The organism is Pseudomonas saudimassiliensis, assembly GCF_000939975.1.
Lineage (GTDB): Bacteria > Pseudomonadota > Gammaproteobacteria > Pseudomonadales > Pseudomonadaceae > Halopseudomonas > Halopseudomonas saudimassiliensis.
Genome location: NZ_LK391969.1, coordinates 2,808,127 through 2,833,243 on the forward strand (window position 1 = coordinate 2,808,127; position 25,117 = coordinate 2,833,243).

24 protein-coding genes and 1 pseudogene are annotated in these 25,117 nt (G+C 62.9%); 11 read left to right on the forward strand and 14 right to left on the reverse strand.

The window, feature by feature from the left end; translation table 11 throughout:
- Positions 1 to 11 precede the first annotated feature (11 nt).
- The 10 genes and pseudogenes from flgD (at position 12) to flgL (ending at position 9,864) form a co-directional block, all read left to right on the forward strand.
- On the forward strand, positions 12 to 689 hold the full coding sequence (flgD, locus tag VG99_RS12975) for a flagellar hook assembly protein FlgD (protein ID WP_044500586.1): 678 nt from the start codon (positions 12 to 14) through the stop codon (positions 687 to 689).
- Positions 690 to 715: 26 nt separating this feature from the next.
- Positions 716 to 2,272, forward strand: a complete 1,557-nt coding sequence (locus VG99_RS12980; protein ID WP_044500588.1) for a flagellar hook protein FlgE — start codon at positions 716 to 718, stop codon at positions 2,270 to 2,272.
- 197 nt (positions 2,273 to 2,469) lie between these two features.
- Positions 2,470 to 3,210 (forward strand): flagellar basal-body rod protein FlgF, encoded by a 741-nt coding sequence (gene flgF, locus VG99_RS12985; protein ID WP_044500590.1) that lies wholly within the window; start codon positions 2,470 to 2,472, stop codon positions 3,208 to 3,210.
- 28 nt (positions 3,211 to 3,238) lie between these two features.
- On the forward strand, positions 3,239 to 4,024 hold the full coding sequence (flgG, locus tag VG99_RS12990) for a flagellar basal-body rod protein FlgG (RefSeq protein ID WP_044500591.1): 786 nt from the start codon (positions 3,239 to 3,241) through the stop codon (positions 4,022 to 4,024).
- Positions 4,025 to 4,046: 22 nt separating this feature from the next.
- Positions 4,047 to 4,721 carry a flagellar basal body L-ring protein FlgH gene (gene flgH, locus VG99_RS12995; protein WP_044501646.1) on the forward strand — a complete coding sequence of 225 codons (675 nt, stop codon included), beginning with the start codon at positions 4,047 to 4,049 and terminating at the stop codon, positions 4,719 to 4,721.
- A gap of 10 nt (positions 4,722 to 4,731) precedes the next feature.
- A complete protein-coding gene (locus VG99_RS13000) occupies positions 4,732 to 5,829 on the forward strand; it encodes a flagellar basal body P-ring protein FlgI (protein WP_044500593.1) in 1,098 nt (365 codons plus the stop codon).
- 151 nt (positions 5,830 to 5,980) lie between these two features.
- Positions 5,981 to 6,067: pseudogene (locus VG99_RS16490) on the forward strand (hypothetical protein); the annotation flags it as partial.
- A gap of 305 nt (positions 6,068 to 6,372) precedes the next feature.
- Positions 6,373 to 6,909 (forward strand): flagellar assembly peptidoglycan hydrolase FlgJ, encoded by a 537-nt coding sequence (gene flgJ, locus VG99_RS16495; RefSeq protein WP_420848281.1) that lies wholly within the window; start codon positions 6,373 to 6,375, stop codon positions 6,907 to 6,909.
- Between the two features lie 3 nt (positions 6,910 to 6,912).
- A complete protein-coding gene (gene flgK, locus VG99_RS13010) occupies positions 6,913 to 8,898 on the forward strand; it encodes a flagellar hook-associated protein FlgK (protein ID WP_044500595.1) in 1,986 nt (661 codons plus the stop codon).
- A 15-nt stretch (positions 8,899 to 8,913) separates the two neighbouring features.
- A complete protein-coding gene (gene flgL, locus VG99_RS13015; protein ID WP_044500597.1) occupies positions 8,914 to 9,864 on the forward strand; it encodes a flagellar hook-associated protein FlgL in 951 nt (316 codons plus the stop codon).
- Positions 9,865 to 9,899: 35 nt separating this feature from the next.
- Here flgL and VG99_RS13020 read toward each other — a convergent pair whose 3' ends face one another.
- The 13 genes from VG99_RS13020 to ccoN form a co-directional block, all read right to left on the reverse strand.
- Positions 9,900 to 10,544, reverse strand: coding sequence for a response regulator (locus VG99_RS13020; protein WP_044500599.1), 645 nt, complete (start codon positions 10,542 to 10,544; stop codon positions 9,900 to 9,902).
- Positions 10,545 to 10,633: 89 nt separating this feature from the next.
- Positions 10,634 to 11,839: an MFS transporter gene (locus tag VG99_RS13025; RefSeq protein ID WP_204216728.1), complete on the reverse strand. Its 1,206-nt coding sequence runs from the start codon at positions 11,837 to 11,839 to the stop codon at positions 10,634 to 10,636.
- 4 nt (positions 11,840 to 11,843) lie between these two features.
- Positions 11,844 to 12,389 carry an adenine phosphoribosyltransferase gene (locus tag VG99_RS13030; RefSeq protein ID WP_044500601.1) on the reverse strand — a complete coding sequence of 182 codons (546 nt, stop codon included), beginning with the start codon at positions 12,387 to 12,389 and terminating at the stop codon, positions 11,844 to 11,846.
- Positions 12,390 to 12,407: 18 nt separating this feature from the next.
- A complete protein-coding gene (gene fnr / locus VG99_RS13035; RefSeq protein ID WP_044500602.1) occupies positions 12,408 to 13,136 on the reverse strand; it encodes a fumarate/nitrate reduction transcriptional regulator Fnr in 729 nt (242 codons plus the stop codon).
- Between the two features lie 87 nt (positions 13,137 to 13,223).
- Positions 13,224 to 13,952 (reverse strand): sulfite exporter TauE/SafE family protein, encoded by a 729-nt coding sequence (locus VG99_RS13040; RefSeq protein WP_044500604.1) that lies wholly within the window; start codon positions 13,950 to 13,952, stop codon positions 13,224 to 13,226.
- A gap of 2 nt (positions 13,953 to 13,954) precedes the next feature.
- The gene (ccoS, locus tag VG99_RS13045; RefSeq protein ID WP_044500606.1) at positions 13,955 to 14,179 is read right to left on the reverse strand and encodes a cbb3-type cytochrome oxidase assembly protein CcoS; all 225 of its coding nucleotides are present in this window, start codon (positions 14,177 to 14,179) and stop codon (positions 13,955 to 13,957) included.
- Positions 14,176 to 16,635: a heavy metal translocating P-type ATPase gene (locus VG99_RS13050; protein ID WP_044500608.1), complete on the reverse strand. Its 2,460-nt coding sequence runs from the start codon at positions 16,633 to 16,635 to the stop codon at positions 14,176 to 14,178. The genes ccoS and VG99_RS13050 overlap by 4 nt, the downstream gene beginning before the upstream one ends.
- The gene (locus VG99_RS13055) at positions 16,632 to 17,147 is read right to left on the reverse strand and encodes a FixH family protein (protein WP_044500610.1); all 516 of its coding nucleotides are present in this window, start codon (positions 17,145 to 17,147) and stop codon (positions 16,632 to 16,634) included. Before VG99_RS13055 ends, VG99_RS13050 begins: the two co-directional genes overlap by 4 nt.
- A gap of 4 nt (positions 17,148 to 17,151) precedes the next feature.
- Positions 17,152 to 18,564: a cytochrome c oxidase accessory protein CcoG gene (gene ccoG / locus VG99_RS13060; RefSeq protein ID WP_044500612.1), complete on the reverse strand. Its 1,413-nt coding sequence runs from the start codon at positions 18,562 to 18,564 to the stop codon at positions 17,152 to 17,154.
- Positions 18,565 to 18,697: 133 nt separating this feature from the next.
- Positions 18,698 to 19,585: a cytochrome-c oxidase, cbb3-type subunit III gene (ccoP, locus tag VG99_RS13065; RefSeq protein ID WP_044500614.1), complete on the reverse strand. Its 888-nt coding sequence runs from the start codon at positions 19,583 to 19,585 to the stop codon at positions 18,698 to 18,700.
- A complete protein-coding gene (locus VG99_RS13070; protein ID WP_044500616.1) occupies positions 19,582 to 19,770 on the reverse strand; it encodes a CcoQ/FixQ family Cbb3-type cytochrome c oxidase assembly chaperone in 189 nt (62 codons plus the stop codon). Before VG99_RS13070 ends, ccoP begins: the two co-directional genes overlap by 4 nt.
- 6 nt (positions 19,771 to 19,776) lie before the next feature.
- Positions 19,777 to 20,388 carry a cytochrome-c oxidase, cbb3-type subunit II gene (gene ccoO, locus VG99_RS13075; RefSeq protein WP_044500618.1) on the reverse strand — a complete coding sequence of 204 codons (612 nt, stop codon included), beginning with the start codon at positions 20,386 to 20,388 and terminating at the stop codon, positions 19,777 to 19,779.
- An 11-nt stretch (positions 20,389 to 20,399) separates the two neighbouring features.
- Positions 20,400 to 21,827 (reverse strand): cytochrome-c oxidase, cbb3-type subunit I, encoded by a 1,428-nt coding sequence (gene ccoN / locus VG99_RS13080; RefSeq protein ID WP_044500619.1) that lies wholly within the window; start codon positions 21,825 to 21,827, stop codon positions 20,400 to 20,402.
- Positions 21,828 to 22,199: 372 nt separating this feature from the next.
- Between ccoN and VG99_RS13085 the strand changes: the two genes are divergently transcribed.
- Positions 22,200 to 22,814 (forward strand): alpha/beta family hydrolase, encoded by a 615-nt coding sequence (locus VG99_RS13085; protein WP_239419904.1) that lies wholly within the window; start codon positions 22,200 to 22,202, stop codon positions 22,812 to 22,814.
- A gap of 574 nt (positions 22,815 to 23,388) precedes the next feature.
- Here the strand turns inward: VG99_RS13085 and VG99_RS13090 are convergent.
- On the reverse strand, positions 23,389 to 25,092 hold the full coding sequence (locus tag VG99_RS13090; RefSeq protein WP_082050050.1) for a methyl-accepting chemotaxis protein: 1,704 nt from the start codon (positions 25,090 to 25,092) through the stop codon (positions 23,389 to 23,391).
- Positions 25,093 to 25,117: the final 25 nt, after the last annotated feature.

Below are 25,117 nucleotides of genomic sequence, written 5' to 3' on the forward strand. Positions count from 1 at the left end.
GGAGCAGGCAAATGAGCAATATCAGCGTCGGCAACAGCCTGCTGGATCAGTACCAGGTTGACCAGGGCCGTTTCGCCAAGGGCGACGAGCTGGGCAAGAACGAGTTTCTCGAACTGCTGGTAGCCCAGCTGAATAACCAGGATCCGATGTCGCCCCAGGAAAACGGCGAATTCATCGCCCAGCTGGCGCAGTTCAGCACGGTGGAAGGCATCGAGAAGATGAACAGCACCATCGACGCCATGGCCAACAGTTTCCAGTCGTCCCAGGCGCTGCAGGCTTCGTCCCTGGTCGGACGCACCGTGGTCATCCCCACTGACCAGGCGATGGTCGATCCCCAGGCCGGCTTTGGCGGCCAGTTGGCCCTGCCCCAGGCTAGCGGCGCAGTGCTGGTCAACGTTTATGACGAGGCGGGCAGCGTCGTCTCCACCATCAACCTGGGCGCCCAGGAAGCCGGTATCCGCGAGTTTGCCTGGGACGGCACCGACAGCAGCGGCAAGGTCTTGCCGGCCGGCAAATACCGCTTCGAGGCGCAGGCCAATATCAACGGCGAGACCGTGCAGCTGGCCACGCTGTTGCCGGCGAACGTGGACAGCGTCTCCCTGGGGGTGGGCCACGGCGGTGAAATGGTTCTCAACCTGGCGGGCCTGGGCAGCATCGGCCTGTCTGAAGTTTTTTCAATCGGTAAGTAATGTCCTCCGACAGCAAGGAGTAAGTCATGTCTTTCAATATCGGTCTCAGTGGTATCCGGGCGGCATCTTCCGATCTGAATATCACCGGTAACAACATCGCCAACGCCAGTACCGTGGGCTTCAAGAGTGGCCGCGCCGAGTTCGGCGATGTGTATGCGGCATCCATTCTGGGCACCGGCAGCAATGCCCAGGGCAGTGGCGTGGTGCTGAATAACGTCGCGCAGATCTTTACCCAGGGCAATATCAACTATACGCAGAACAGTTTGGACCTGGCGATCAATGGCAATGGGTTCTTCGTCACCAGTAACAATGGCGCCGTGAGCTATACCCGGGCCGGTTATTTTGGTACCGATCGCGAAGGTTTTATCGTTAATAATAATGGCGAGCGTCTGCAGGGATTTGGTTTGACTCAGACAGGCGAGATAGATACAGGTCGCCAGACAGATCTCAAAGTGGATACCCAGGCGGCCCAACCGAATCCTACCAGCAAGGTAGCCTCGACATTGAACCTTAACTCCGCCAGTGCCAGATTGCCGGCGTGGGAGAGCGCATTTAAACAAGCACATGATGCGGCCTTGGCGCCTTCTGACGAAGAGCTTGTCTTAATCAAAGCAGACAGCGAGACTGCTCGTGCTGCTTTCGACGGCATCATTTCTGATCCGAGCTCGTCCCCGGCGGAAATTGCAACTGCCAAGGCGGATGCACAAAAAGCCTATCAGGATACTTATGATGCCGGTGTGGCGGCACTGCTATCAACGCGATCCCCTGAGCAGCGTGCTGCTGCCGAAGTTGCCGGTCAGGCAGCTGCTGCAGCAAGCTTTGATCCCGCTGACTCGTCAACATTTAATAGTTCCACGTCAGTAAACGTATTCGATAGTCAGGGCAATGCCCATGTCATGACTAAGTATTTTGTTAAAGCTGGCCAGAATGAATGGGATATGCACGTGCTGATTGATGGAAAGCGGGTGGCGCTGAATGACGACCCGAGCTTCGAGCTGGACCCTAATAACCCGCCCACTCCGAACCCGATCAGGCTGAGCTTCTTGTCTACGGGCGAGTTAACGAGCAAAAACAAGCCTATCGAAATAGTGAACTGGAGCCCCCTTGATAAAGCAGGGCAGCCGAATGGAGCTGTTTCGCCGGCAGGGTTCTTTTTGGATCTTAAAGGCTCTACCCAGTACGCCGCTGCTTTTGCAGTGACTGCAGTGAACCAGGACGGCTTCACCACCGGGGAGCTGGCCGGTCTGGAAATTGATGATCAGGGCATGCTGATAGCCCGCTACACTAATGGTCAGACCAAGACTCAGGGCCAAGTGGCACTCGCTACCTTCGCCAATCAGCAGGGCCTGAAGCCGCTTGGCGATACCGCCTGGGCCCAGTCGAGCGCTTCTGGCGAGCCGGTGATCGGTGCCCCGGGCACCGGCACCCAGGGTCTTATCCAATCCGGCGCCCTGGAGCAATCCAACGTGGATTTGTCGGAAATGCTGATCAACCTGATCGTGGCCCAGCGTAACTACCAAGCCAACGCCAAAACCATCCAGACCGAAGATGCGGTAACCCAGACCATCATCAACCTGCGCTGATATTTCGGGTTCGGCAAGGCGGCAACGGCGGCAATGCAGATTGCCGCCGTTGCCGCTTTTTTATGTCTTTCTTTTGCAAGTCATTGATTCTTCTGCTTACTTCCCTCGAATAGCCCTTTGGCACGATATCTGCTTCCTGTTCAGTAGAGATCATTCAAGGCGGCAATTTTCCGGCGCCTTGTGCAGTGGAGCAGAGCGTGGACAAATCCCTCTTTCTATCGATGAGCGGCGCCAGCCAGAACATGCTGGCCCAGCGCGCCCATGCCAACAACCTGGCCAACGTCAGTACCACGGGTTTTCGCCGGGATTTTGAGCAGGCCCGTTCAATGCCCGTATTCGGCGAAGGGCTGGCGACCCGGGCCTACGCCATGACCGAGCGCCCCGGCACCGATATGTCCGCCGGCACCCTGCAGGAAACCGGTCGCGACCTGGATGTGGCGGTGCAGGGCGAGGGCTGGATCGCGGTGCAGGCACCGGACGGCGGCGAAGCCTATACCCGCGCCGGCAACCTGAAGATTGACAGTTTCGGCATGCTGCGTACCAGCGGCGGCCTGCCGGTGCTGGGCAACGCCGGGCCCATCGCCCTGCCGCCCGCGGACAAGGTGGAGATCGGCACCGACGGCACCATCAGTTTCCGCGCCCAGGGCGAAGCGCCGAACGTGTTGGCCGAGGTGGACCGCATCAAGCTGGTCAAGCCGGCCCAGGCCGCCATGCACAAGGGCGAAGACGGCCTGATGCGCATGAATGATGGCCTGGAGCAACCCGCCGATGGCGCTGTCACCCTGGTCACCGGATTTCTCGAAGGCAGCAACGTCAACGCGGTGGAAGAGATGACCGCCATGCTGTCCCTGGCCCGACAGTTCGAGCTGCACATCAAGATGATGCGCACCGCCGAAGAGAACGCCCAGGCCACCAACAAACTTCTGCAAATCAGCTGATCGCACCTGACCAGCTAGGAGACACGACATGCACGCAGCACTGTGGGTAAGCAAGACCGGCCTGTCCGCCCAGGACACCATGCTCAGCACCATTTCCAACAACCTGGCCAACGTCTCGACCACTGGCTTCAAGCGCGACCGGCCGGAGTTCGAGGACTTGCTGTACCAGATCAAGCGTCAGCCCGGCGCTCAGAGCACCCAGGACACCCAGTTGCCGTCGGGCCTGCAGCTGGGCACCGGGGTGCGTGTGGCGGGCACCCAGAAGATCTTCACTACCGGTACGCTGCAGACCACCGAACAGCCGCTGGATATGGCGATCAACGGTCGCGGGTTCTTCCAGATCCTGATGCCCGACGGCAACATCGGCTACACCCGCGACGGCAGCTTCCACCTCGACGCCGATGGCCGCATCGTCACCTCCAACGGCTATCCGCTGGAGCCGGGCATCGAGCTGCCGCCGGAAGTACAGAGCTTCACGGTGGGTGAAGACGGCACCGTCACCATCGCGCTGTTTGGCGAGGCCAACGTCCAGGAACTGGGTGTGGTCCAGACCGCCGACTTCATCAACCCGGCGGGCCTGCAGGCGATCGGCGGCAATCTGTTCCTCGAGACCGCTTCCAGTGGTGCGCCGCAGGTCGGCAATCCCGGCGAGAACGGCCTGGGTACCGTGCTGCAGAACACCCTGGAGAATTCCAACGTCAGCGTGGTGGAGGAGCTGGTGAACATGATCACCACCCAGCGCGCCTACGAAATGAATTCCAAGGTCATTTCCACCGCAGACCAGATGCTGCAGTACATCAGTCAGAACCTGTAACGGGTTCCCGGAGCGAATGAAGATGAAAGCCCTGCGCGCCACCCTGGTGGTTTCCTGTATCGCGTCCCTGGCCGCCTGTGTCCAGACGCCGCCGAAACCCGACGACCCGGCCTACGCACCCGTGATGCCGCGTACGCCCATGCCCCAGGAACTGAACAACGGCGCCATCTACCAGCCCGGGTTCGAGATCAGCCTGTACGAGGATCGCAAGGCCAACCGCATCGGCGACGTAATCACCGTGGTGCTCACCGAACGCATGGCCGCGCAGAAAAAGGCGGAAAACGAGATCAGCAAGGACAGCAGTGTCAGCCTGGCCAACCCGGTGCTGTTTGGCCGCAGCGGCATTGCCGGCATCAATACCGGGGTGGAGCTGGGTGGTGGTCGCGACTTCAATGGCGAGGCCGACGCCAACCAGAGCAACAGCCTGAGCGGGTCGATTACCGTGACCGTGGCCGATGTGCTGCCCAACGGCCTGCTGGCGGTGCGTGGCGAGAAGTGGATCACCCTGAATAACGGCGACGAACTGATCCGCCTGTCCGGCCTGGTACGTCCGGATGACGTCGGCGCGGACAACTCCGTGCTGTCGACCCGCGTTGCCGATGCCCGCATTACTTACTCGGGTACCGGCGCCTTCGCCAACGCTAGCAAACCCGGCTGGCTGAGCCAGTTCTTCATGAGCCCGGTGTGGCCCTTCTAGGAGCAGACCCATGCGTACCTTTCTGATCTGCCTGTGCCTGGCCCTGGTCAGCCCGCTGGCCCAGGCCGAGCGCATCAAGGACATCGCCAGCATTGCCGGTATCCGCAGTAACCAGCTGATCGGCTATGGCCTGGTGGTCGGCCTGGACGGCTCCGGTGACCAGACCACCCAGACGCCCTTCACCGTGCAGACCTTCAACAACATGCTCACCGAGTTCGGCATCACGGTGCCGCCGGGCACCCGCATCCAGATGAAGAACGTGGCCGCGGTGGCCATCCACGCCGATCTGCCACCCTTTGCCAGCCCCGGCCAGACCATCGACATCACCGTATCCTCCATCGGCAATGCCAAGAGCCTGCGCGGCGGCAGCCTGCTGATGACCCCGCTCAAGGGCCTGGACGGCCAGGTCTACGCCATCGCCCAGGGCAACCTGGTGGTAGGCGGCTTCGGCGCTGAAGGCGCCGATGGCTCGCGGATTACCGTGAACGTGCCCAGTGTCGGCCGCATCCCCGGCGGCGCTACGGTCGAGCGTGCCGTTGCCAGCCCCTTCGCCAGCGGCGATCACCTGGTGTTCAACCTGAATCGGCCGGATTTCACTACCGCCAAGCGGGTTGTAGACCAGATCAACGACACCTTCGGCCCGGGCGTGGCCCAGGCGCTCAATGGTGGTTCCATCCGCGTACGGGCGCCGCTGGACCCGAACCAGCGGGTCGATTACATGGCTATGGTCGAGAACCTGGAAGTGAAGCAGGGCAACGCCGCGGCCAAGGTGGTGATCAACTCCCGCACCGGCACCATCGTTATCGGCCAGGACGTGCGGGTGCAGCCCGCCGCCGTCACCCACGGTGGGCTGACCGTAACCATCAGCGAGAACTACCAGGTCAGCCAGCCGGAGCCCTTCAGCGGCGGCCAGACGGTCATTACACCCAGCTCGCAGATCAGCATCGAAGAGGGTGACAGCCGCATGTTCGTGTTCAATCCGGGCGTGTCGCTGGATGAAATCGTGCGCGCGGTAAACCAGGTAGGCGCCGCGCCGGGCGACCTGATGGCCATTCTCGAAGCCCTGAAGCAGGCCGGCGCCCTGAACGCCGACCTGGTTGTCATCTGAGGACACTTACATGCACAGCAACAGCATCAGCTATACCGATCTGAATGCCATGGCCCAGCTCAAGGCCGGCAGCAAGGCCGACAGCGCAGAAAACCTGCAGCAGGTCGCCAGCCAGTTCGAGTCGCTGTTTCTGAATGTGATGGTCAAGAGCATGCGCGACGCCAACCAGGCGTTCGCCGAAGGCAACCCGCTCAATACCCCCCAGACCCGTTTCTACCAGGACATGTACGACAGCCAACTGTCGGTGCACCTGGCGGAAAAGCAGGGCATGGGCCTGGCGGACGTCATGTTGCGGCAACTGTCGCCGGAGAAAGCGGCACCGGCAGCGCCGGTTAGCAGCGTCGCGACCAATGCCAGCGCCGAGCGGCCCGATCATTCGGCATTGCTGGCGCGGCGGCGGCTGGGCGTGAGGGCAGGCTGGGGTGAGGTTACCCTGGGTCAAGCCACGGCCGCGGCGGATAAGCCCACCAGGACCACCGAACCGGCCGCTCCGGGTGCCCTGGCCGAGCCGTCGAGCAACTGGTTGCCGCTGCGCGCCCGGCGGTGGCCGCCGCCACCAACGCCAAGACCCGGTTCGACAGCCCGGCGGAATTCACCCGGGCGATGCTGCCCATGGCCGAGAAGGCCGCGGCGCGCCTGGGCGTGGACCCGCACTACCTGGTGGCCCAGGCCGCACTGGAAACCGGTTGGGGCAAGTCGATCATCCGCCAGCAGGACGGCTCCAGCAGCCATAACCTGTTCGGCATCAAGACCCACGGCCAGTGGCAGGGCGAGTCGGCCAATGTGCTGACCAGCGAATACCGTGGTGGGGTGAAGCAGCAGGAGCGGGCGAGCTTCCGCAGCTACGAGTCCTACGAGCAGAGCTTCAATGATTACGTCGACTTCCTGCAGAGCAACGGCCGTTATGAACAGGCGCTGACGCGCACCGGTGACGCCGATGCCTTCTTCCGCGAGCTGCAGCAGGCGGGCTACGCCACCGACCCGCGCTACGCCGCCAAGGTCTCGCAGATCGCCCGCAAGCTGATCGGCGAGAGCAGCGTGGCCGCGGTCGCCAACCCCGCTACCGAAGGCAGGGCATAAGCCATGGCAGACCTGTTCAATATCGGACTGAGTGGCCTGCGCGCCGCCCAGACCAACCTGTCGGTCACCGGACAGAACATCACCAACGTCAACACGCCCGGCTACAGCCGGCAGACCGCTCTCCAGACCGCCAATCCGCCGGGTTATACCGGCGCCGGCTATATGGGCACCGGCACCAAGGTGGTGGATGTCCAGCGCATCTACAATCAGTTCCTGACCAACCAGGTGCGTTCCACCACCTCGGCTGCTGCCGAGGTGGCCGCCTACAATACCCAGATCGAGGAGCTGAACAGCACCCTGTCCAGTACCGCATCCGGCATTACCACCGGCATGCAGAACTACTTCGACGCGCTGCAGACCGCCATCGAGGACCCCGCCAGCCTGCCGGCCCGCCAGCTGTTCCTGTCCGAAGCCCAGGGGCTGGCGGGGCGGTTCAACTCGGTGCACCAGCAGCTGGATACCCAGAACCGTTTTCTCAACCAGCAGATGACCGGCATCACCGAGCAGGTCAGCCGCCTGGCCCAATCCGTGGCCGGCTTCAACGAGGCCATCAGCAAGGCCGCCGCCAACGGCGCCATGCCCAATGACCTGCTCGATGCCCGCGACGAAGCCATCCGCCAGCTCAGCGAATACGTGGGCGTCACCGTGGTCGCCCAGGATGACAACAGCGTCAACCTGTTCATCGGCTCCGGCCAGCCCCTGGTGGTCGGCAAGGAGGCGTCCGCGCTGCGGGCTGCCCCGGGCCGCGCCGATCCTGGGCGCCTGGATATCCAGCTGGTCAGCGGCGGCACCGCCCAGGACGTGACCAGCCTGATCCATGGTGGCGAACTGGGCGGCCTGCTGAACTACCGGGGCGACGTGCTGGACCTGGCGTTCAACGCCCTGGGCCGCATGTCCCTGTCCATCGCCAACGAATTCAACCAGCAGTTGGGCAAGGGCCTGGACCTGAACGGGCAGGTGGGGACCGACCTGTTCGGCGATATCAACGGCCCGGAATACCTGGAGCAGCGCAGTCGGGGGCGCGAAGGCAACCGTTCCGAGGCCACCTTGGATGTGCGCATCGGCGATACCTCGGCACTGACTACCTCCGACTACGAGCTGACCTTTACCAGCGATACCGAGTTCACCGTGCGCCGGGCGGGTGACGGCCGGGTGCTCGGGCACTTCGACCTTACTGCGGAGGAAGGTCAGCCCGGCCATGCAGTATTCGACGGGCTTGATCTGTCGCGAGGTGGGGAGGGCAAGGGTTTTAATGCTGGCCCCTACCGGGAGGGCGATCGCTACCTGCTCACGCCCACCCGTTCTGCCGCCAAAGACCTGACAGTAGACATGACCGATCCGCGCAAGCTGGCCTTTGCTGTAGCCGGGGCTACTTCCGCGGGTGCGGGAAATACAGGGACCGGCACTCTCTCGCCCCCGGCGTTGACGACGCCGGCGCGACTGGATCTCGCCGCGCTGAAGGATGTGTCTGTCAGTTTCAGCTACGGCGCTGATGGTGTGCTTTCCTTCACGGTCGACGGTAATGACGCCGTTGCCGTAGAAGAGTTCGAGGTGGGTAAGCCGTTCAAGGTTACCATCGAGGGCCAGGAGTTCAGCATGACCCTGTCCGGATTACCGAAAGCAGGAGATACCTTCGCTATCGACTTCTCGACCGGGATCGCCGATAACCGCAACGCCCTGGCGTTATCTGAACTGCAGAATCGCGCGGTGTTGGCTAAGGGCGAGAACGCCCGGGGCTTCTCGCTGCTCGACGGCTACGGGGACCTGGTACAGAAGGTGGCCACCTTCACTGCCCAGTCCCGCACCGAGGCGCAGGCCAACCAGTCGATGCTGGTGCAGGCCACTAACAATCGCAACTCGGTCTCGGCGGTGAACCTCGATGAGGAAGCCGCCAATCTGATCCAGTTCGAGCAGTACTACAACGCCTCGGCGCAGATCATTCAAGTTGCGCGCACCGTGTTCGATACATTGATCAGCACCATGCGCTGACAGGACGGCTAATTCATGCGTATTTCGACCATCCAGGCTTTCAACACCGGCGTCCGCGGGATCCAGGACAACTATTCCGCCGTGACCCGGACCCAGGAACAGATCACCTCCGGCAAGCGTCTGCTGACCCCGGCGGATGATCCGGTGGCCTCGGTGCGCCTGCTGCAACTGGATCAGCAAGCCGGCAAACTGGCGCAGTACAAGGATAACCTGACGGCAGCCACCAACAGCCTGACCCAGGAAGAAGCCATCCTCAACTCGGTCAACAACGTACTGCAGCGGGTCCGGGAGCTCGCGTTGGAGGGGGGCAACGGCGCGCTCGATGATCAGGCGCGCAAGGCCCTGGCCCAGGAGCTGACCGAGCGCGAGGATGAGCTGCATGGCCTGCTCAACAGCCAGAACGCACGGGGTGAGTACCTGTTTGGTGGTTACCAGAGCGATAGCGAACCTTTCGTGAAGAACGGGGATGGCAGCTACACCTATGCCGGGGATGAGGGGCAGCGCTTCATCCAGATCGGCAGCGCCAAGATGGTCGCCATGAACGACAACGGCAAATCCCTGTTTGTCGCGCCAACCGCTGTTACCCCCGAGGGGCAAGGGGAGGCGGAGAGGGTCGTCCTCGATACGGTGCGGCTGCTGCGTGAAACGCTGGAAAATACCGACGGCACTATGGACAGCGAGCAGCGCAGCAGCAGACTGGCCGCGAGCCTGAAGAATATCGATACCGCTATGAACCAGGTGCTGGGCGTTCAAACGACCCTCGGCGCGCGCCTGAATGTAATCGAATCCACCCAGCTGGAAAACGACGAAGCCAGCCTGATCAACACCACGGTGCAATCGGGCCTGGAAGACCTGGACTATGCCGAAGCCCTCAGCCGCCTGAGCATGGAGAGCATAGTGCTGCAGGCGGCGCAGCAGAGCTTCGTCAAGGTCAGCGGCCTGAGCCTGTTCAACTTCCTGCGCTGAGGTTCAGCCGCGAAGGGCGGCCGCCGGGTTGACGCTTAGCTGCTGATCAACCCATGCCGCCGGGCGGCGTTCACGCATTCGGTGCGGTTATGACAGCCGAGAGCGGAGAAGACGGCTTTCAGGTGGGTCTTGACCGTGTCCTCCGACAGCGACAGTCGCTGGCAGATCACCTTGTTGGGCAGTCCTTCGGCCAGCAGGTCGAGGATTTCCAGTTGCCGGGGGGTGATGCCCTGTTCCCGGGCGGTGGTCTGGCGGTCCAGGGGCTGGTGTTCGCTGGCCATTACCACCTGCTCGCCGAACAGCAGGCGCAGGGCGGCGCTGACCAGCATCTGGCCGTCGGCTGTCTTGCTGATGAAGCCGGCTGCGCCCAGACGCAGGGCCGCGTCCATGTCGCTCGGATTGGTACTGCCGGTGAGCATCGCCACCGGCGTCAGGGGGTCGATGGCGCGCAGCTTCTCAAGCAGGATGAGTCCATTGCTGTCGGGTAGATGCAGGTCCAGCAGGATAAGGTCATAGGTGTGCTGGCGGACCTGCTGTTCCGCCTCGGCGGCGTTGCGGGCGTGGTCCAGGACGATGCCCTTGCACAGGGTGTTGAGCGTCAGCGTCAGGCCATCAAGATAGATCTGGTGATCGTCAATCAGCAGCAAACGGGTATCGGGGGGGAGAGTAGCTATAGGCATGCCGGCAGTTCCCTGGCTTGTCCTGTCCTGAGACAGGATGTGGCTTTTGTTCTGCCCTGATGATAGGCAAGCGCGCCCGGCACGTCCAGTCAGGCGCGCTGCTGGCCCCGGTGCAGGTAGCGGATCAGCAGCAGGCTGATGACCAGCACCAGCAGGCTGCCACCCACCACGGCGGGCCAGCCGGCGATACGCCAGAACGGCGCCAGGTAATAGATCCCCACCGCTGCGCCCAGGTAATAGAACACCGAATACAGTGACGAGGAACTGGCCTTGCCATGGGCAGCGTGCTGGTTGACCCAGCTGTTGGCCAGCGAGTGGGTCAGGAAGAAGCCGAAGGCATTGAAGATCAACCCGGTAATGATCAGCCACAGGGGCTCGGCCAGGGTGATCAGGCAGCCCACCATGAAGATCCCCACGCCCACCGCCATGCCCTGGGCAGCCTGGGCCGGCTTGATGCGCCCCGACAGGCTGGCCGACAGGGTTCCGGCCATATAGGTCAGGAACAGCAGGCCGAGGCTGCTGGCGCCCAGCAACCAGGGCGGCGCGCTGAGCCGGAAGGTGGTGAAGGTATAGAGGTTGATGAACACCATGAAGCCCAGGCCGCCCACCAGGTACGCCGGCAGCAGGGCGCGGTTACGCAGATGGCTGGCGAAGGTGCCGAGGCTGCCGCGCAGCGACAGGCGCTGGGGCCGGAACGCGCTCGGCGCCGGCAGCAGCAGAGCCACGGCCAGGGCGCACAGCAGGCTGGCGCTGCCGAGGGTCAGGAACACCGTCTGCAGGCCGAAGTGGTCTGCAATGAAGCCGCCCAGCACCCGCCCACCGGCCCCGCCCAGGGTGTTGCCACCGATATACAGGCCCACGGCGGCGATCAGCGCCTGGCGGTTCATGCTGTCGCCGAGATAGGCCACCGCCGTGGCCGGCAACACGCCCAGCGCCACGCCCTGGGCCATGCGCATCCAGAGCAGGGCGTCGAAGCTGGTACTGAACGCCATGCCCAGGGTCAACAAGGCCGTCACCACCAGGCCGATGATCAGCGGCGCGCGGCGGCCGAAGGCATCGGACAGCGGGCCGTGGGCCAACAGCGACAGACCCAACGTCAGGCTGGTCAGGGTAAAGGCATTACTGGCTTGCAGCGTGCTGACACCGTACTGCGTGGAAATCAGCGGCAGCAAGGGGTGGATGGCGTACAGGTTACCGAAGACGACCAGCGAGGAAATGAACAAGGCCAGGCTGGCACGGCGGAAAGCGGGTGTGCCCCGCTCGATCAGAGCGGGGGCACTGGCCTCGGAGGGCATCGACTTATTCGTTCTCTTCGAAGGCGCACAGGGTAAAGGTGGCGATGCCGGCATCCTGGATCAGCCGCGAGCCGCCCAGGTCGGGCAGGTCGATGATGGCAGCGGCTTCGTAGACTTCAGCGCCGAGCAGGGACACCAGCCGGGCTGCAGCCAGGAAGGTACCGCCGGTGGCGATCAGGTCATCCAGCAACAGCACCTGGTCGCCCTCGGTCAGTGAGTCACGGTGGATTTCCAGGTGCGCCTCGCCGTACTCGGTGCTGTAGGCCTCGCGCAAGCAATCGGCGGGCAGCTTGCCGGCCTTGCGGAACAGGATAAGCGGCTTGTTGAGCTCATAGGCCAGTACCGCACCCAGCAGGAAGCCCCGGGCATCAATGGCGCCAATGTGGGTCACCGGCGACTCCACATAACGCTGGATCATGCTGTCGGCCACCATGCGCATGGCGCGGGGCGACTGGTACAGGGGCGTAATGTCACGGAAGGTGACGCCTTCCTTGGGGAAGCCCGGCACCGGGCGGATCAGGGATTTGATCGTGAATTCGTCAAAAATCATGGGATAAGCGGTCCTGGTTCAGTCGTTCTGGCCGCCGGCCAGAGCACAGAGCTGAATATAGTCGAGGATTTCGATCTGCTTGCCTTCAGCAGTGATCAGCCCCTGCTGCTGGAAGCGGGTGAATACCCGGGAAACGGTTTCCACCGCCAGTCCCAGATAGTTGCCGATTTCGCTGCGGGACATGGCCAGGCGGAACACCTTGGCCGAGTAGCCACGCATGCGAAAACGCGCCGACAGGTTGATCAGCAGGGTGGCGATACGCTGGTCGGCATTCTTGCGCGACAGCAGCAGCATCATTTCCTGGTCCTCACGCAACTCCCGACTCATCAACCGCATCAACTGCTTGCGCAGCTGCGGCAGGACCGCGGTCAGCTCGTCGAGGGTCTCGAAGGGGATCTCGCACACCGAAGTGGTTTCCAGCGCCACGGCGGTCACCGTATAGCGACCGGTATCCATGCCGGACATGCCGATCAGTTCGCCCGCCAGGTGGCAGCCGGTGATCTGCTCGTCGCCCTCGTCGGACAGACTGTAGGTCTTGATCGCCCCGTTGCGCAGCGCAAAGATGGAGCTGAACTCGTCGCCCTGGCGGAACAGTACCTCGCCCCGGCGCAGCGGACGACCGCGCTTGACGATGCGGTCAAGCGCATCCATTTCATCGGCATGCAGCGCGATGGGCAGGCACATGCAGGCCAGACTGCAATCCTTGCAGTGGGCCTCGCGGGCGATCAACGGCGTGACACTGTTCATTACGGACAGATCTCCTGTTCTGCAGCCGCTAGCCGAACGGCCAACGTGCTCTGTCGGATCAGCGGGAATTCTATCATCGCTTGGGGCTCAATGTCCGGTATGGGGCGCGTGATGGTGCGCATTGCCATGGTGCCCGCCCATGAGCCAGGCGGTATGCGGCCCGGGTATGGTCCAGATACCGAACAGGATGATCACCAGGCCCGCAGTAACGCGTACGGCACGCTTCCTGAGGATCGCCAGCATGCGACTGGCGAATAATCCGGTCGCCAGCAGGGTGGGCAGCGTGCCCAGGCCGAAGGTCGCCATCAGCCCGGCAGATACCGCCGCATCGCCCTGGCTGCTGGCCCAGACCAGGGTGCTGTAGACCAGGCCACAGGGCAGCCAGCCCCACAGCGAGCCCAGCAGGATAGCCTGGGGCAACCGACTGACCGGCAACAGCTTGCGTGCGTGGGGCTCGAGATGCCGCCAGAGGCCACGACCGACTCGCTCGATGCGCGTCAGCCCGGCCCACCAGTTGGCCAGGTACAGTCCCATGGCGATCATCAGCAGTCCGGCCACCACCCGCAGGCCCTGGCCCAGGCCCAGATCCTGGATCAGCCAGCCGAGGCTGCCGATCAGCGCGCCGGCCAGGGTATAGCTGGCGATGCGGCCGAAGTTGTAACCCAGCAGCACCCGCCACAGCCGCCAGCCATGGCGTTGCTCGGCGGGAATGGCCAGGGTCAGGGCGCCCATCAGCCCGCCGCACATGCCGATGCAATGGCCACCGCCGAGCAGCCCGAGGGCGAGGGCGGTAAGAAACAGCGGCAGCAACTCCATGCTCAGGTGTCATCCCCGTGGGGCTTGTCGTCCTTGGCTGGCGCGTCCTGTTTCCGGGCCTTCTGGGCGGCGGACAGGTGCGCGGGGTCTTCCTCGTCGAACAGGATGCTATGGGCCGGGCTGTCGAGGTCGTCGTACTGCCCGTTGTTGACTGCCCAGTTGAAGACGCAGATGGCAATGATCACCAAGACAATGGCGACCGGCACCAGGATATAGAGAATGGTCATGCGAGCTGCTCCTGTAATGGCATGGCGGCCTGGCGCCCGCGGCGCGTGCTACGGGGCAGGCGGTTGAGCCGCAGGGCATTGAGCACCACCAGCAGCGAGCTGGCGGACATTCCCGCCGCGGCCAGCGCAGGCGACACCAGGCCCAGCGCCGCCAGCGGTAGTATTCCGGCATTATAGGCGCCCGCCCAGAACAGGTTCTGGATCATGATTCGGCGCGTGCGGCGAGCCACGGTGAAGGTATCGTCAAGGGCCTGCAGGCGGCTGCTGAGCAGCACCGCGTCGGCGCTGGTCTTGGCCAGGTCCGAGGCTTCGCCCATGGCCACCGAGATATTGGCACTGGCCAGCACCGGCACATCGTTGACGCCATCGCCCAGCATCAACACCTGGGCGCCCGCGTGCTGCAGCTGCTGGACGAAGGCCAGTTTGTCCGCCGGGGTGGCGTTGCCGATGGCCTCGGCAATACCCAGCTGCCGGGCCATGCGCTCAACCACCGGAGCATGGTCACCCGACAGCAGTACCACGCGCAGCCCACGGCCCTTGAGCTGGCTGATCAGTTGAGCCGTATCGCTGCGCAGGCGATCATTGAGCACGAACCAGGCCAGCGGTCCGCTGGCATTGCCGATCAGCAACCACTGGCCGGCTTCGTCAGGCAGCGCGGGCGCTGCCCAATCACCCAGCTCGGCCACATAGGCCGGCTTGCCGATGCGCAGCAATTGCCCGCCGCAACGGCCTTCCAGGCCCTGGCCGGGGTGGCTGGTCACGCTCTCGGCCTGGCTGGCGCTGCGCCCGAAGGCCCGGGCGATGGGGTGTTCGGAACGGGACTCGATCATCCGCGCCAGTTGCAGGGCGCGCTCGCCGTCCTGACCGGGGAAGGCAACAATCCGCTCCAGCGTCATGCGCCCTTCGGTCAGGGTACCGGTCTTGTCGAGAATCACCGTGTCGATCTTGTTCAGGCCTTCCAGCACATGGCCGCGGGTAATCAACAGGCCGAGCTTCTGCAAACTGCCGGTGGCAGTGGTCAGGGCGGTCGGGGTGGCCAGCGACAGGGCGCAGGGGCAGGTGGCGACCAGCATGGCGATGATGATCCAGAAGGCCGTTTCGCCATTGACCAGCCACCACCAGGCGCCGCCGACCACCACGATGGAAATCAGCACGGTAATCAGGAAGTACTGCGCAACCTGGTCGGCAAGGCGGGCCAGGCGCGGCTTGTCCGCCTGGGCGCGTTCGAGCAGGCGGACGATGGCCGACAGCCGGGTATCACTGCCCACGGCGCTGACCTGGATCTGCAGCGGCCCCTCGACGTTCATGGTACCGGCGGTTACCCGGTCGCCCACCTGCTTGGCCAGGGGCAGGTATTCACCGGACAGGGCCGATTCGTCAATGCTGCTGACGCCGCGGGTAATCACCCCGTCGGCGGGAATGCTTTCCCCGGGCTTGATCTCCAGCAGATCACCGGGCTGCACCTCTTCGAGCATGATGCGCTGCGGCTGACCCTCGGCATCGACCCGCAGGGTGCTGGGCGGCAGCAGGTTGACCAGCTTGGCGGTGCTCTCCACGGTGCGCTGGCGGGCGCGGCGTTCCAGGTAGCGGCCCGCCAGCAGGAAGAAGGCGAACATCACCACCGAATCGAAGTAGATCTCCCCGGAGCTGGTCAGGGTCGCCCAGATGCCCGCAGCATAGGCGCTGCCGATGGCCATGGAGACGGACACGTCCATGCTCAGGCGGCGATTTTTCAGGTCGCGCCAGGCGCCGCGGAAGAAGGGCGCGCAGCTGTAGAGCACCACCGGGGTGGTCAGGATCAGCGCCGCCCAGCGCAGGGTAACTGCCATGGCCGGCGTTACGTCCTGGTTGAACCCATCCCACAGGGCCATTGTGGCCATCATCACCTGCATGAACATCAGGCCGGCCAGGCCCAGGCGGCGCAGGTACTGGCGATTCTCCCGGGCGATCTGTTCGCTGGCCTTGTCCGGCTCGTAGGGGTGGGCGGCGTAGCCGATACGCTTGATCTCGCCAAGCAGCACGGACAGCCGGGTCTGCGTGGCATCCCAAGCCAGGTTCAGTCGGTTGTTGCCCAGGTTCAGCGTTGCCTCGACCACGCCGGGCATCTGCATCAGGCGTTTCTCGATCAGCCAGCCGCAGGCGGCGCAGCTGATGCCCTCGATCAGCAGTTCGATCTGCTGCTGGTCACCATCGCTGCGCACATAGCGTTGTTGCACGTCACTGCGATCCAGCATCTCCAGCTCATCCTGCAGCGCCTGGGGCAGGGCTTCGGGGTTGGCGGAGTTCTCCGTACGGTGGGTGTAGTAGGACTCCAGGCCGCCGGCGACGATGGCATCGGCCACCGCCTGGCAACCGGGACAGCACATGGCGCGCTGTTCACCGAGGATGGTGCTGAACCACGACGAGCCGGCCGGAACCGGTTCGCCGCAGTGATAGCAGGGGGTGGGTTGGGTCATTTTGCCGAGAGCTGGTGCTGCTGTCCCATGACCAGGGTGATCTCGCCGGTCAGGCGCCAGCCGTCTTCACCCGGCTGGGCCGGGTCGCTCAGGTCGACATAATGCCGGCCCTGGATACTGTGCTCCAGCTGGCCGGTGTAGTGATTGTCGGCAATCTGCTGCAACACCAGGCTGCGGTCCCGCTCGGCATGGGTCGGCGACATGAGCTCCAGCAGCAGCTGGGGCGGCAGGGCGTCGAGCTCGCCGTCCAGTCGCAGGCTGACATCACCGGTCACCTCGTCGATGCTGAACTCGGCGTGCAGGCCGAGCTCGCTGGCGCGGTGATCGCGGCCCATATGCATGTTGATCGCGCGGCCTTCCTTGTAATAGTTGTCACGCACCATGCTGTCGGGATTGAGCTGGGAGACATACAGCAGGCCCATGCCGATGACCACGGCAAACACCAGGATGCTGATCAGGAACCAGGGCCAGAACTGCTTGTACCACGGAGGAATATTGTCGTCGTTGCGCATATGTTTACCTGACTGTCGGGCCCATGAAGCGGCTTTCGGAGGTGGCCGAGACGCTGTCATCATCGGCGGCGGTAACAATGAAGGTGATCGGCATATTGGTGCCTTCCATGAACTCGGGCTCCAGTTGCACGTTCACCGGTACTTGCAGCAGGCTGCTTGGCTCAACGGTGAGCCGGTCGGCGGACATGACCAGATCCAGCTCCGGATGGCCTTCAACTGCCAGGGTGAAGGTGCGGGTTTCCTGGCCCTTGTTCATGACCTTGATTATGTACACGTTTTCAATGGCCCCGCCACGCGCTTCCCGATACAGGACGTTGCGGTCGCGCTGCACGTCGAGGTTCACCTGGGCCATGTTGCCGACGGTGACGACGAACATGCCGATCATCAGCAGCAGGGCGGCGCCGTAGCCGATCAGGCGCGGACGCAACACGCGGGTCTTCTGCCCGGCCATGTTGTGCTCGGTGGTGTAGCGGATCAGGCCGCGTTCGTAGCCCATCTTGTCCATGACGTCGTCACAGGCATCGATACAGGCCGCGCACTGGATGCACTCATGCTGCAGGCCGTCACGAATGTCGATGCCGGTAGGGCAGACCTGGACGCACATGGTGCAATCGATGCAGTCACCCAGGCCCAGCTCGGCAGGCTCCACGCCCTTCTTGCGCGGGCCGCGGTCCTCGCCCCGGTTATAGTCATAGGTCACCACCATGGTGTCCTTGTCGAACATCACGCTCTGGAAGCGGGCATAGGGGCACATGTAGAAGCACACCTGCTCGCGCAGCCAGCCGGCGTTGATGTAGGTCGCCGCGGTGAAGAAGAAGATCCAGAACGCCGCCCAGCCGTTGAGGTTGAAGGTCACCAGGTCGACCAGCAGCCCGCGGATGGGGGTGAAATAACCGACAAAGGTCAGCGCGGTGACGAGCGAGACCAGCACCCACAAGGTGTGCTTGGCGCTGCGGCGCAGCACCTTGTTGGCGCTCAGGGGGGCAGCGTCGAGCTTGATGCGGGCGTTGCGCTCACCCTCGGTGACGCGCTCGGCCCACATGAAAATCCAGGTCCACACGGTTTGCGGACAGGTATAACCACACCAGATACGGCCGGCAAAGGTAGTGATGAAGAACAGGCCGAAGGCGCAGATGATCAGCAGGAAGGACAGCAGGAAGAAGTCCTGCGGCTGGAAAGTGGCGCCGAAGATATGGAACTGGCGTGCCGGCAGGTCCCACAGCACGGCCTGGCGCCCGTCGACATTCAGCCACGCGGTACCGAAGAACAGCAGGAACAGCGCCGCCACACCTGCCAGACGGATGTTCTTGAAAAAACCCTTATAAGAGCGCGTATGAATATTCTCGCGCTTGGCGTACAGGTCGACTGTTTCTATCTTGTCCGGGGAAATGTCTTTAACGGGTATCTTCTCGCTCATATATCAGGCTGACCATATCGTTAAGAGGAGGGACGCCTGGCCAGAGCAGTGCTGGTCAGGGATACGCGAATGCGCCCGACCAGAATAACCGGGTCGGGCGCATCACACCATGCGACAGGGCGTCGCGCGGGGGTTACTTGTCTTCCAGCGAGAGGCCGTAGACGTAGGACGCCAGCATGTGCAGCTTGTCGTCACCCAGGTGAGCCTGGGACGGCATGTTACCGTTACGACCGGCACGTACGGTGTGTTGCACCTGCAGCATGCTGGAACCGTACAGCCATACATCATCGGTCAGGTTGGGCGCGCCCAGCAGCGGGTTACCCTTGCCGTCCGGACCGTGGCAGGCCACGCAGTTGGCCGCGAAGACCTTCTGGCCGGCTTCGATATCCACACCTTCGGATTCCAGGCCCGCCAGGCTACGAACATAGCCAGACACGTTACGTACACCTTCCTCGCCAACGACCGCCAACCAGGCCGGCATGGCAGCCTGACGGCCGCGCTGCAGGGTGGTGAGGATCTGCTCGGGCTCGCCGCCCCACAGCCAGTCGTTGTCGGTCAGGTTCGGGAAGCCGAAGGCACCCCGGGCGTCGGAACCGTGGCACACCGAGCAGTTGGTGGCGAACAGGCGCTGACCGATACGGCGCGCTTCTTCATCACGGGCTACTTCGGCGATCGACAGGTCGGTGTAACGGGCGAAGATCGGTGCAAACTGCTCTTCGGCACGCTCTACTTCACGCTCGTACTGGTTGACCTGGGTCCAGCCCAGTACGCCCGGCCATTTGCCCATGCCGGGGTACAGGATCAGGTAGATCACGGTGAAGACCAGAGTCGCCACGAACAGCATGAACCACCAGCGGGGCAGGGGGTTATCCAGTTCGGCGATGCCGTCATACTCGTGACCGGTAGTGCTGTTGGTCTGGTCCGGCCGCTGGCCCTTGCGCGTGGCGAACAGCAGCCAGGTGATCAGGACAAGGAAGACCACGGTGAGGGCAATGATATACCCGCTCCAGAAATTACTCATTTTTCATTACTCCTGGTGTCTTGCTGCTCCCGCGTCTTCTGGTCTTCATCGTCGTCGGCGAAGGGTAGCTGAGCGGCCTCATCAAAATCCTTCTTCTTGTATGAGCTGTAGGCCCATATCACGATGCCAATAAAGGCCACCATGGCGAAGATGGTGGCGATGCCGCGTAGAGTGTTGATATCCATTGTGGGTTACCGGCGGTCGGAGATGACAGTGCCCAGGTGCTGCAGGTAGGCAATCAGGGCATCCATTTCAGCTACGCCCTTGACTGCTTCAGCGGCACCAGCGATGTCTTCATCGGTGTACGGAACGCCCAGCTTCTGCATGACTTCCATCTTCCGGGCAGTGTGCTTGCCAGTCAGGATGTTTTCCTGCAACCAGGGGTACGACGGCATCTTCGACTCGGGCACCACGTCACGCGGGTTGATCAGGTGCGCGCGGTGCCAGTCGTCGGAGTAACGCTCGCCGACACGGGCCAGGTCCGGACCGGTACGCTTGGAGCCCCACAGGAAGGGGTGTTCCCAGACGCTTTCACCGGCGACGGAGTAATGACCATAACGCTCGGTCTCGGAGCGGAACGGACGAATCATCTGCGAGTGGCAGCTGACGCAACCTTCGCGGATGTAGATGTCGCGGCCTTCCAGCTCCAGCGCGGTGTAGGGCCGCAGGCCCTCCACCGGCTGGGTGGTTTCGTCCTGGAAGAACAGCGGCACGATCTGGGTCAGGCCACCGAAGCTGATTGCGATCACAATCAGCACGATCAGCAGACCAACGTTCTTTTCAACTATCTCATGCTGTTTCATCAATCAATTCCTCAGGCGATCTGTGCTGCGGCGTGAGCATCGGCCGGCTTGGCAGCACGGATGGTGCGCCAGCTGTTATAGGCCATCAGCAGCATGCCCAGCAGGAAGAACACACCACCAATCCAGCGGACAATGAAGCCCGGATGGCTGGCTTCCAGCGCTTCGACGAAGGAGTAGGTCAGGGTGCCGTCCACGTTCACCGCGCGCCACATCAGGCCCTGGGTGATGCCGTTGACCCACATGGAGACGATGTACAGTACGGTACCGATGGTCGCCAACCAGAAGTGGGCGTTGATCAGGCCGATCGAGTACATCTCGTTACGACCGAACACCTTCGGCAACATGTGGTAGATGGCACCAATAGAGATCATCGCAACCCAGCCCAGAGCGCCGGCGTGTACGTGGCCGATGGTCCAGTCGGTGTAGTGCGACAGGGCGTTGACGGTCTTGATCGCCATCATCGGGCCTTCGAAGGTCGACATGCCGTAGAACGCCAGGGACACCACCAGGAAGCGCAGGATCGGGTCGGTGCGCAGTTTGTGCCAGGCACCGGACAGGGTCATCATCCCGTTGATCATGCCACCCCAGCTCGGAGCCAGCAGGATCAGCGACATCACCATGCCCAGGGTCTGCGCCCAGTCAGGCAGCGCGGTGTAGTGCAGGTGGTGCGGGCCAGCCCAGATGTACAGACCGATCAGTGCCCAGAAGTGCACGATGGACAGGCGATAGGAGTACACCGGACGCTCGGTCTGCTTGGGCACGAAGTAGTACATCATGCCGAGGAAGCCGGCAGTCAGGAAGAAGCCTACTGCGTTGTGGCCGTACCACCACTGCACCATGGCGTCAGTCGCGCCAGAGTAGAGGGAGTAGGACTTCCACATGCTGACCGGCATTTCCAGGTTGTTGATGATATGCAGGATGGCAATGGTGATGATGAAGGCACCGTAGAACCAGTTGGCTACGTAGATGTGCTTCATCTTGCGCTTGGCAATGGTGCCGAAGAACACCATGGCATAGGCCACCCACACCACCGTGATGAGGATGTCGATGGGCCATTCCAGCTCAGCGTATTCCTTGGTGGTAGTGAAGCCCAGCGGCAGGGTGATCACGGCCAGCAGGATCACTGCCTGCCATCCCCAGAACACGAAGGCAGCCATCGCGTCGGAGCACAGGCGCGCCTGTGTAGTGCGCTGCACCACATAGAAAGACGTGCCCATCAGCGCACAACCGCCAAAGGCGAAGATCACTGCGTTGGTGTGCAGCGGGCGCAGGCGGCCGAAGCTGGTCCAGGGCAGGTCAAAGTTGAGTGCGGGCCAAACCAGTTGGGCCGCAATGAAGACACCTAATGCCATACCTACGATACCCCAGACCACCGTCATGACGGCGAACTGGCGTACCACCTTGTAGTTATAGGCTGTCGGAGTGGTAGCTGTGCTCATGCGAGAGATTCCACGGATAGCAATGGTTAAAGGGGGACAAAGCGGCGGCAAGTATGAGGAATGCCCCTACTGTTTGCAATGACGCATGTCAATGTAATGGCCCGGCTTCAGGGTCGGTGCGGTGTAATGTGCGTGGTATGGCGATGCTGGTTGGGGAAGGCCATACCGCGTCATTTCGTGGCGCCTGCCCAGGGGCCGGGCGGTCTTCAGCGATGTGCTTTTGACCGGGCTTGCTAGGATAAGCCCAAGGGTTGGGCCTGTGAAGGGATGGTTCCGGCTGGGCGCTGTGGCATGATGTCGCAGATGACCAGGATCAAGGCCGGCGGTTCGCTGATATGCTTGGGGCTTTATTCTGATGAGCTGGAGCAGCCCTTGACCCCGTCCTTTCTCGAGACCCCGGCCATTGGCGCAACGCGCGCCACCCTGTTGCTGGCCCACGGCGCCGGCGCCCCCATGGACAGCGACTACCTCAACCAACTGGCCGACGCCCTGGCCGTTCGCGGTATCCGGGTGCTGCGCTTCGAGTTTCCCTATATGGCCAGTCGCCGGGAGACCGGCGGCAAACGCCCACCCAATCCCATGCCGGTGCTACTGGAATCGTTCCGCGCGCATTTTGCCGCCGCGCCAACGCCTCTTTATATAGGAGGCAAATCCATGGGGGGAAGGGTGGCGAGCCTGCTGGCCGACGAACTGCAGCCCGCCGGACTGATCTGCTTCGGCTACCCCTTCCATCCCCCCGGCAAACCGGAAAAGACCCGCACCGAGCACCTGGCCGAGCTGCGAACTCGAGCCCTTATTCTGCAAGGCACGCGAGATCCCTTCGGCAAGCCCGATGAAGTGGCTAGCTACGCCTTGTCCCCGCAGGTGCAAGTCAGCTGGCTCGAAACCGGCGACCACGACCTCAAGCCCCTGAAAAGCAGCGGCCTGAGCCAGGCCGACCTCATCAACCAGGCAGCGGAGCAAGCAGCAGCCTTCATGCTCAACTAACCCCGGGCACCTTCCCCTGGGAGGGTGCGAGCACCAGCTCGTACCCAAACCAGCCGGTATCACCGCTGTCTCCGGCTGTCTCCGTTCGTAGTCATCCCTTCGGTTCTGGGCCGGATAGATCGTGCGTGGGGCGCAGGGTGTTTCCCCCTTTTCAGAACTCGCAACCCGCCGTCCATGGCGCTCGTGTGCGGCCGTCCCTGGCCGCACACGGTTCTGAAAAGGGGGAAACACCCTACACCCTGCGAGGCTAGGTGTGGATGGGGGAAAAAACGAGGAGTGAACGAAGAGCCTGCAAGTAAAGGCAGGCGCGGCAAAGCCACATCCACAGCCTACGGCCAAGGCTTTTATCCCGCAGCGAAACAGAAACTTACAGGTCGGGTGGGTATTACTCCACTTCAGAACCGTGTGCGTCCATGGACGGACGCACACGAGCGCCAGGGATGGCGGGGTGCGAGTTCTGAAGTGGAGTAATACCCATCCGAGCCCACCCCGCGCCTACAGCCGCTCAACTCAACTCAACAGGACATCAAAGCTGATCAACCATAAGCCTTCATCTCGCGGATGCCGCGCCTCGTTACTGCAACCCCAGCGCCGCGGGCAGGACGCCGGCAGTCAGGGTGCCCCAGCGCCGGTCCTTGAGCATGAGCGGTACGAACAGTACGAAAATTGGCCGGCCGTCCGGCAGAATAAAGGTGCCCATGCTGATGTAGGTACACTTGCGCAGGTTCTCCAGTTCCACTGGATTGGTGATCGTGAAACGCATATGGGTGCTGCGCATCGCATCTTTGCGTGGATCGCCAGTGAGCGGTTGGGACGCGGCGGTACGTGCTGCAGCCATATAACTGCGATCATCGATCGCGGTCATATAAAGCACGCCGTCCTCTCCGCCGCGGTCCCACTCATCCAGCAACGGCTGAACCCGTTGGCGGAAGGGCGCTGCCCAGCTGACATCATGTTTGCCCGGCTGGTCCTTGAGCGCGCGATAATTGCGATCGAACACGTCCACGCCCTGTTCATCCAGCTCCCGCAGCACCGCTTCCAGCCGGCCGCGCCGCTCCAGCAGCTTGTCACTGACCTGTTCCAGCCGGCCTTCACCCAGGCGGATCAGGCTCAGGGTCTGCAAAGCGTTATTGCTTTGATCACGCTGACTGTCGGCCAGTACAAAACTCTGCTCCATATTCCGGCTAATGGTCAGGCTACTGTCGCGGATGGCGCTGCTGTGCTGGTGCGTTTCCTGGTTGCCGACCGCCAGCTCCTCCAGGGCGCTGCTGACCATCAGCAGATCGTCGTTGGTCAGCTGGAAGTCCTCGACCATCTGGCCGAACTGGTTGGCCGCCGCCTGCACCGCCACGCCAGCGCTGTCCGACTGCTGCTGCATGTGCAGGGTCTGCTCCTCGGCGCCGTTCATCGCGCCGAGCATCTGCTCCATCAGCTGATTGATCTGATCCGCAGCATTGCCGACCTGGATCGACAGGTTGCGCACCTCGTCGGCCACCACGGCAAAGCCGCGCCCCTGCTCGCCGGCCCGGGCCGCTTCAATGGCCGCGTTCAGTGCCAGCATATTGGTCTGGGCGGAGAAGTCCTGCACCGTGGTCAGGATTTTGCGAATCTGCGCCGAGCTGGCATCCAGCGCCTCGATGTTCGACTTGAAGCCGGTCATCGCCTCACTGATCTGCTGCATGCGATCGCAGGCCGCGCTCAGTTGTGCCTGGGAGGCCCGGGCGCCGTCCAGGTTGCGGGCGGTCATGCCGGTGATGTTGCTGGTGCGCGCAGCGATGTCCTGCAGCGCACTGCTGGTCTGGTCACTGGCCTGGAAGATCAGCTCGGACAGCTGCTGCTGGGCCTTGGCCTCGCTTTCCGTACGCTCGGTCAGCACCCGGTTGCGGGCCGACGCCAGGGCGATGCTCATGCTCTGCTGCTGTAGCTCCACCAGCATGCTGCGCAGCCGGGCGCTGAATCGCTCAAAGGCGTGGCCCGCCGCGGAGTCATCGGCGATGGTCGCCGCCGCCAGGTCTATCTGCAGCGCATTGGCCTGATCCAGGCGCTCGGCCAGGGACGCCGCGCGCGGAGGCTGTCGCAACATCTGCCAGGTCAGTCCCAGCGAGACGGCAATAAGCACCAGTGTCAGCGCGCGGATCATGCCGTCCCCGAGCCAGAGCAGCAGACCGCCGAGGCTGACTATACAGATCGCCAGGGCTAGGCCGGCGCCCGTAGTAGCGCTAGCAGGGGAAGAAGGTAATGCGGTACGGGTGTCGTTGGGTATGGAAGTGGCCTGCATGAATCCCCCGATGCCCCTTTCCGGG

What these genes read in the sequence shown, in the direction of transcription:
- flgD (WP_044500586.1), top strand. Translation starts at nt 12, where the DNA reads ATGAGCAATATCAGCGTCGGCAACAGCCTGCTGGATCAGTACCAGGTT.
- VG99_RS12980 (WP_044500588.1), top strand. Translation starts at nt 716, where the DNA reads ATGTCTTTCAATATCGGTCTCAGTGGTATCCGGGCGGCATCTTCCGAT.
- flgG (WP_044500591.1), top strand. Translation starts at nt 3,239, where the DNA reads ATGCACGCAGCACTGTGGGTAAGCAAGACCGGCCTGTCCGCCCAGGAC.
- flgH (WP_044501646.1), top strand. Translation starts at nt 4,047, where the DNA reads ATGAAAGCCCTGCGCGCCACCCTGGTGGTTTCCTGTATCGCGTCCCTG.
- VG99_RS13000 (WP_044500593.1), top strand. Translation starts at nt 4,732, where the DNA reads ATGCGTACCTTTCTGATCTGCCTGTGCCTGGCCCTGGTCAGCCCGCTG.
- flgK (WP_044500595.1), top strand. Translation starts at nt 6,913, where the DNA reads ATGGCAGACCTGTTCAATATCGGACTGAGTGGCCTGCGCGCCGCCCAG.
- flgL (WP_044500597.1), top strand. Translation starts at nt 8,914, where the DNA reads ATGCGTATTTCGACCATCCAGGCTTTCAACACCGGCGTCCGCGGGATC.
- VG99_RS13020 (WP_044500599.1), bottom strand. Translation starts at nt 10,544, where the DNA reads ATGCCTATAGCTACTCTCCCCCCCGATACCCGTTTGCTGCTGATTGAC.
- VG99_RS13025 (WP_204216728.1), bottom strand. Translation starts at nt 11,839, where the DNA reads ATGCCCTCCGAGGCCAGTGCCCCCGCTCTGATCGAGCGGGGCACACCC.
- VG99_RS13030 (WP_044500601.1), bottom strand. Translation starts at nt 12,389, where the DNA reads ATGATTTTTGACGAATTCACGATCAAATCCCTGATCCGCCCGGTGCCG.
- fnr (WP_044500602.1), bottom strand. Translation starts at nt 13,136, where the DNA reads ATGAACAGTGTCACGCCGTTGATCGCCCGCGAGGCCCACTGCAAGGAT.
- VG99_RS13040 (WP_044500604.1), bottom strand. Translation starts at nt 13,952, where the DNA reads ATGGAGTTGCTGCCGCTGTTTCTTACCGCCCTCGCCCTCGGGCTGCTC.
- ccoS (WP_044500606.1), bottom strand. Translation starts at nt 14,179, where the DNA reads ATGACCATTCTCTATATCCTGGTGCCGGTCGCCATTGTCTTGGTGATC.
- VG99_RS13050 (WP_044500608.1), bottom strand. Translation starts at nt 16,635, where the DNA reads ATGACCCAACCCACCCCCTGCTATCACTGCGGCGAACCGGTTCCGGCC.
- VG99_RS13055 (WP_044500610.1), bottom strand. Translation starts at nt 17,147, where the DNA reads ATGCGCAACGACGACAATATTCCTCCGTGGTACAAGCAGTTCTGGCCC.
- ccoG (WP_044500612.1), bottom strand. Translation starts at nt 18,564, where the DNA reads ATGAGCGAGAAGATACCCGTTAAAGACATTTCCCCGGACAAGATAGAA.
- ccoP (WP_044500614.1), bottom strand. Translation starts at nt 19,585, where the DNA reads ATGAGTAATTTCTGGAGCGGGTATATCATTGCCCTCACCGTGGTCTTC.
- VG99_RS13070 (WP_044500616.1), bottom strand. Translation starts at nt 19,770, where the DNA reads ATGGATATCAACACTCTACGCGGCATCGCCACCATCTTCGCCATGGTG.
- ccoO (WP_044500618.1), bottom strand. Translation starts at nt 20,388, where the DNA reads ATGAAACAGCATGAGATAGTTGAAAAGAACGTTGGTCTGCTGATCGTG.
- ccoN (WP_044500619.1), bottom strand. Translation starts at nt 21,827, where the DNA reads ATGAGCACAGCTACCACTCCGACAGCCTATAACTACAAGGTGGTACGC.
- VG99_RS13090 (WP_082050050.1), bottom strand. Translation starts at nt 25,092, where the DNA reads ATGCAGGCCACTTCCATACCCAACGACACCCGTACCGCATTACCTTCT.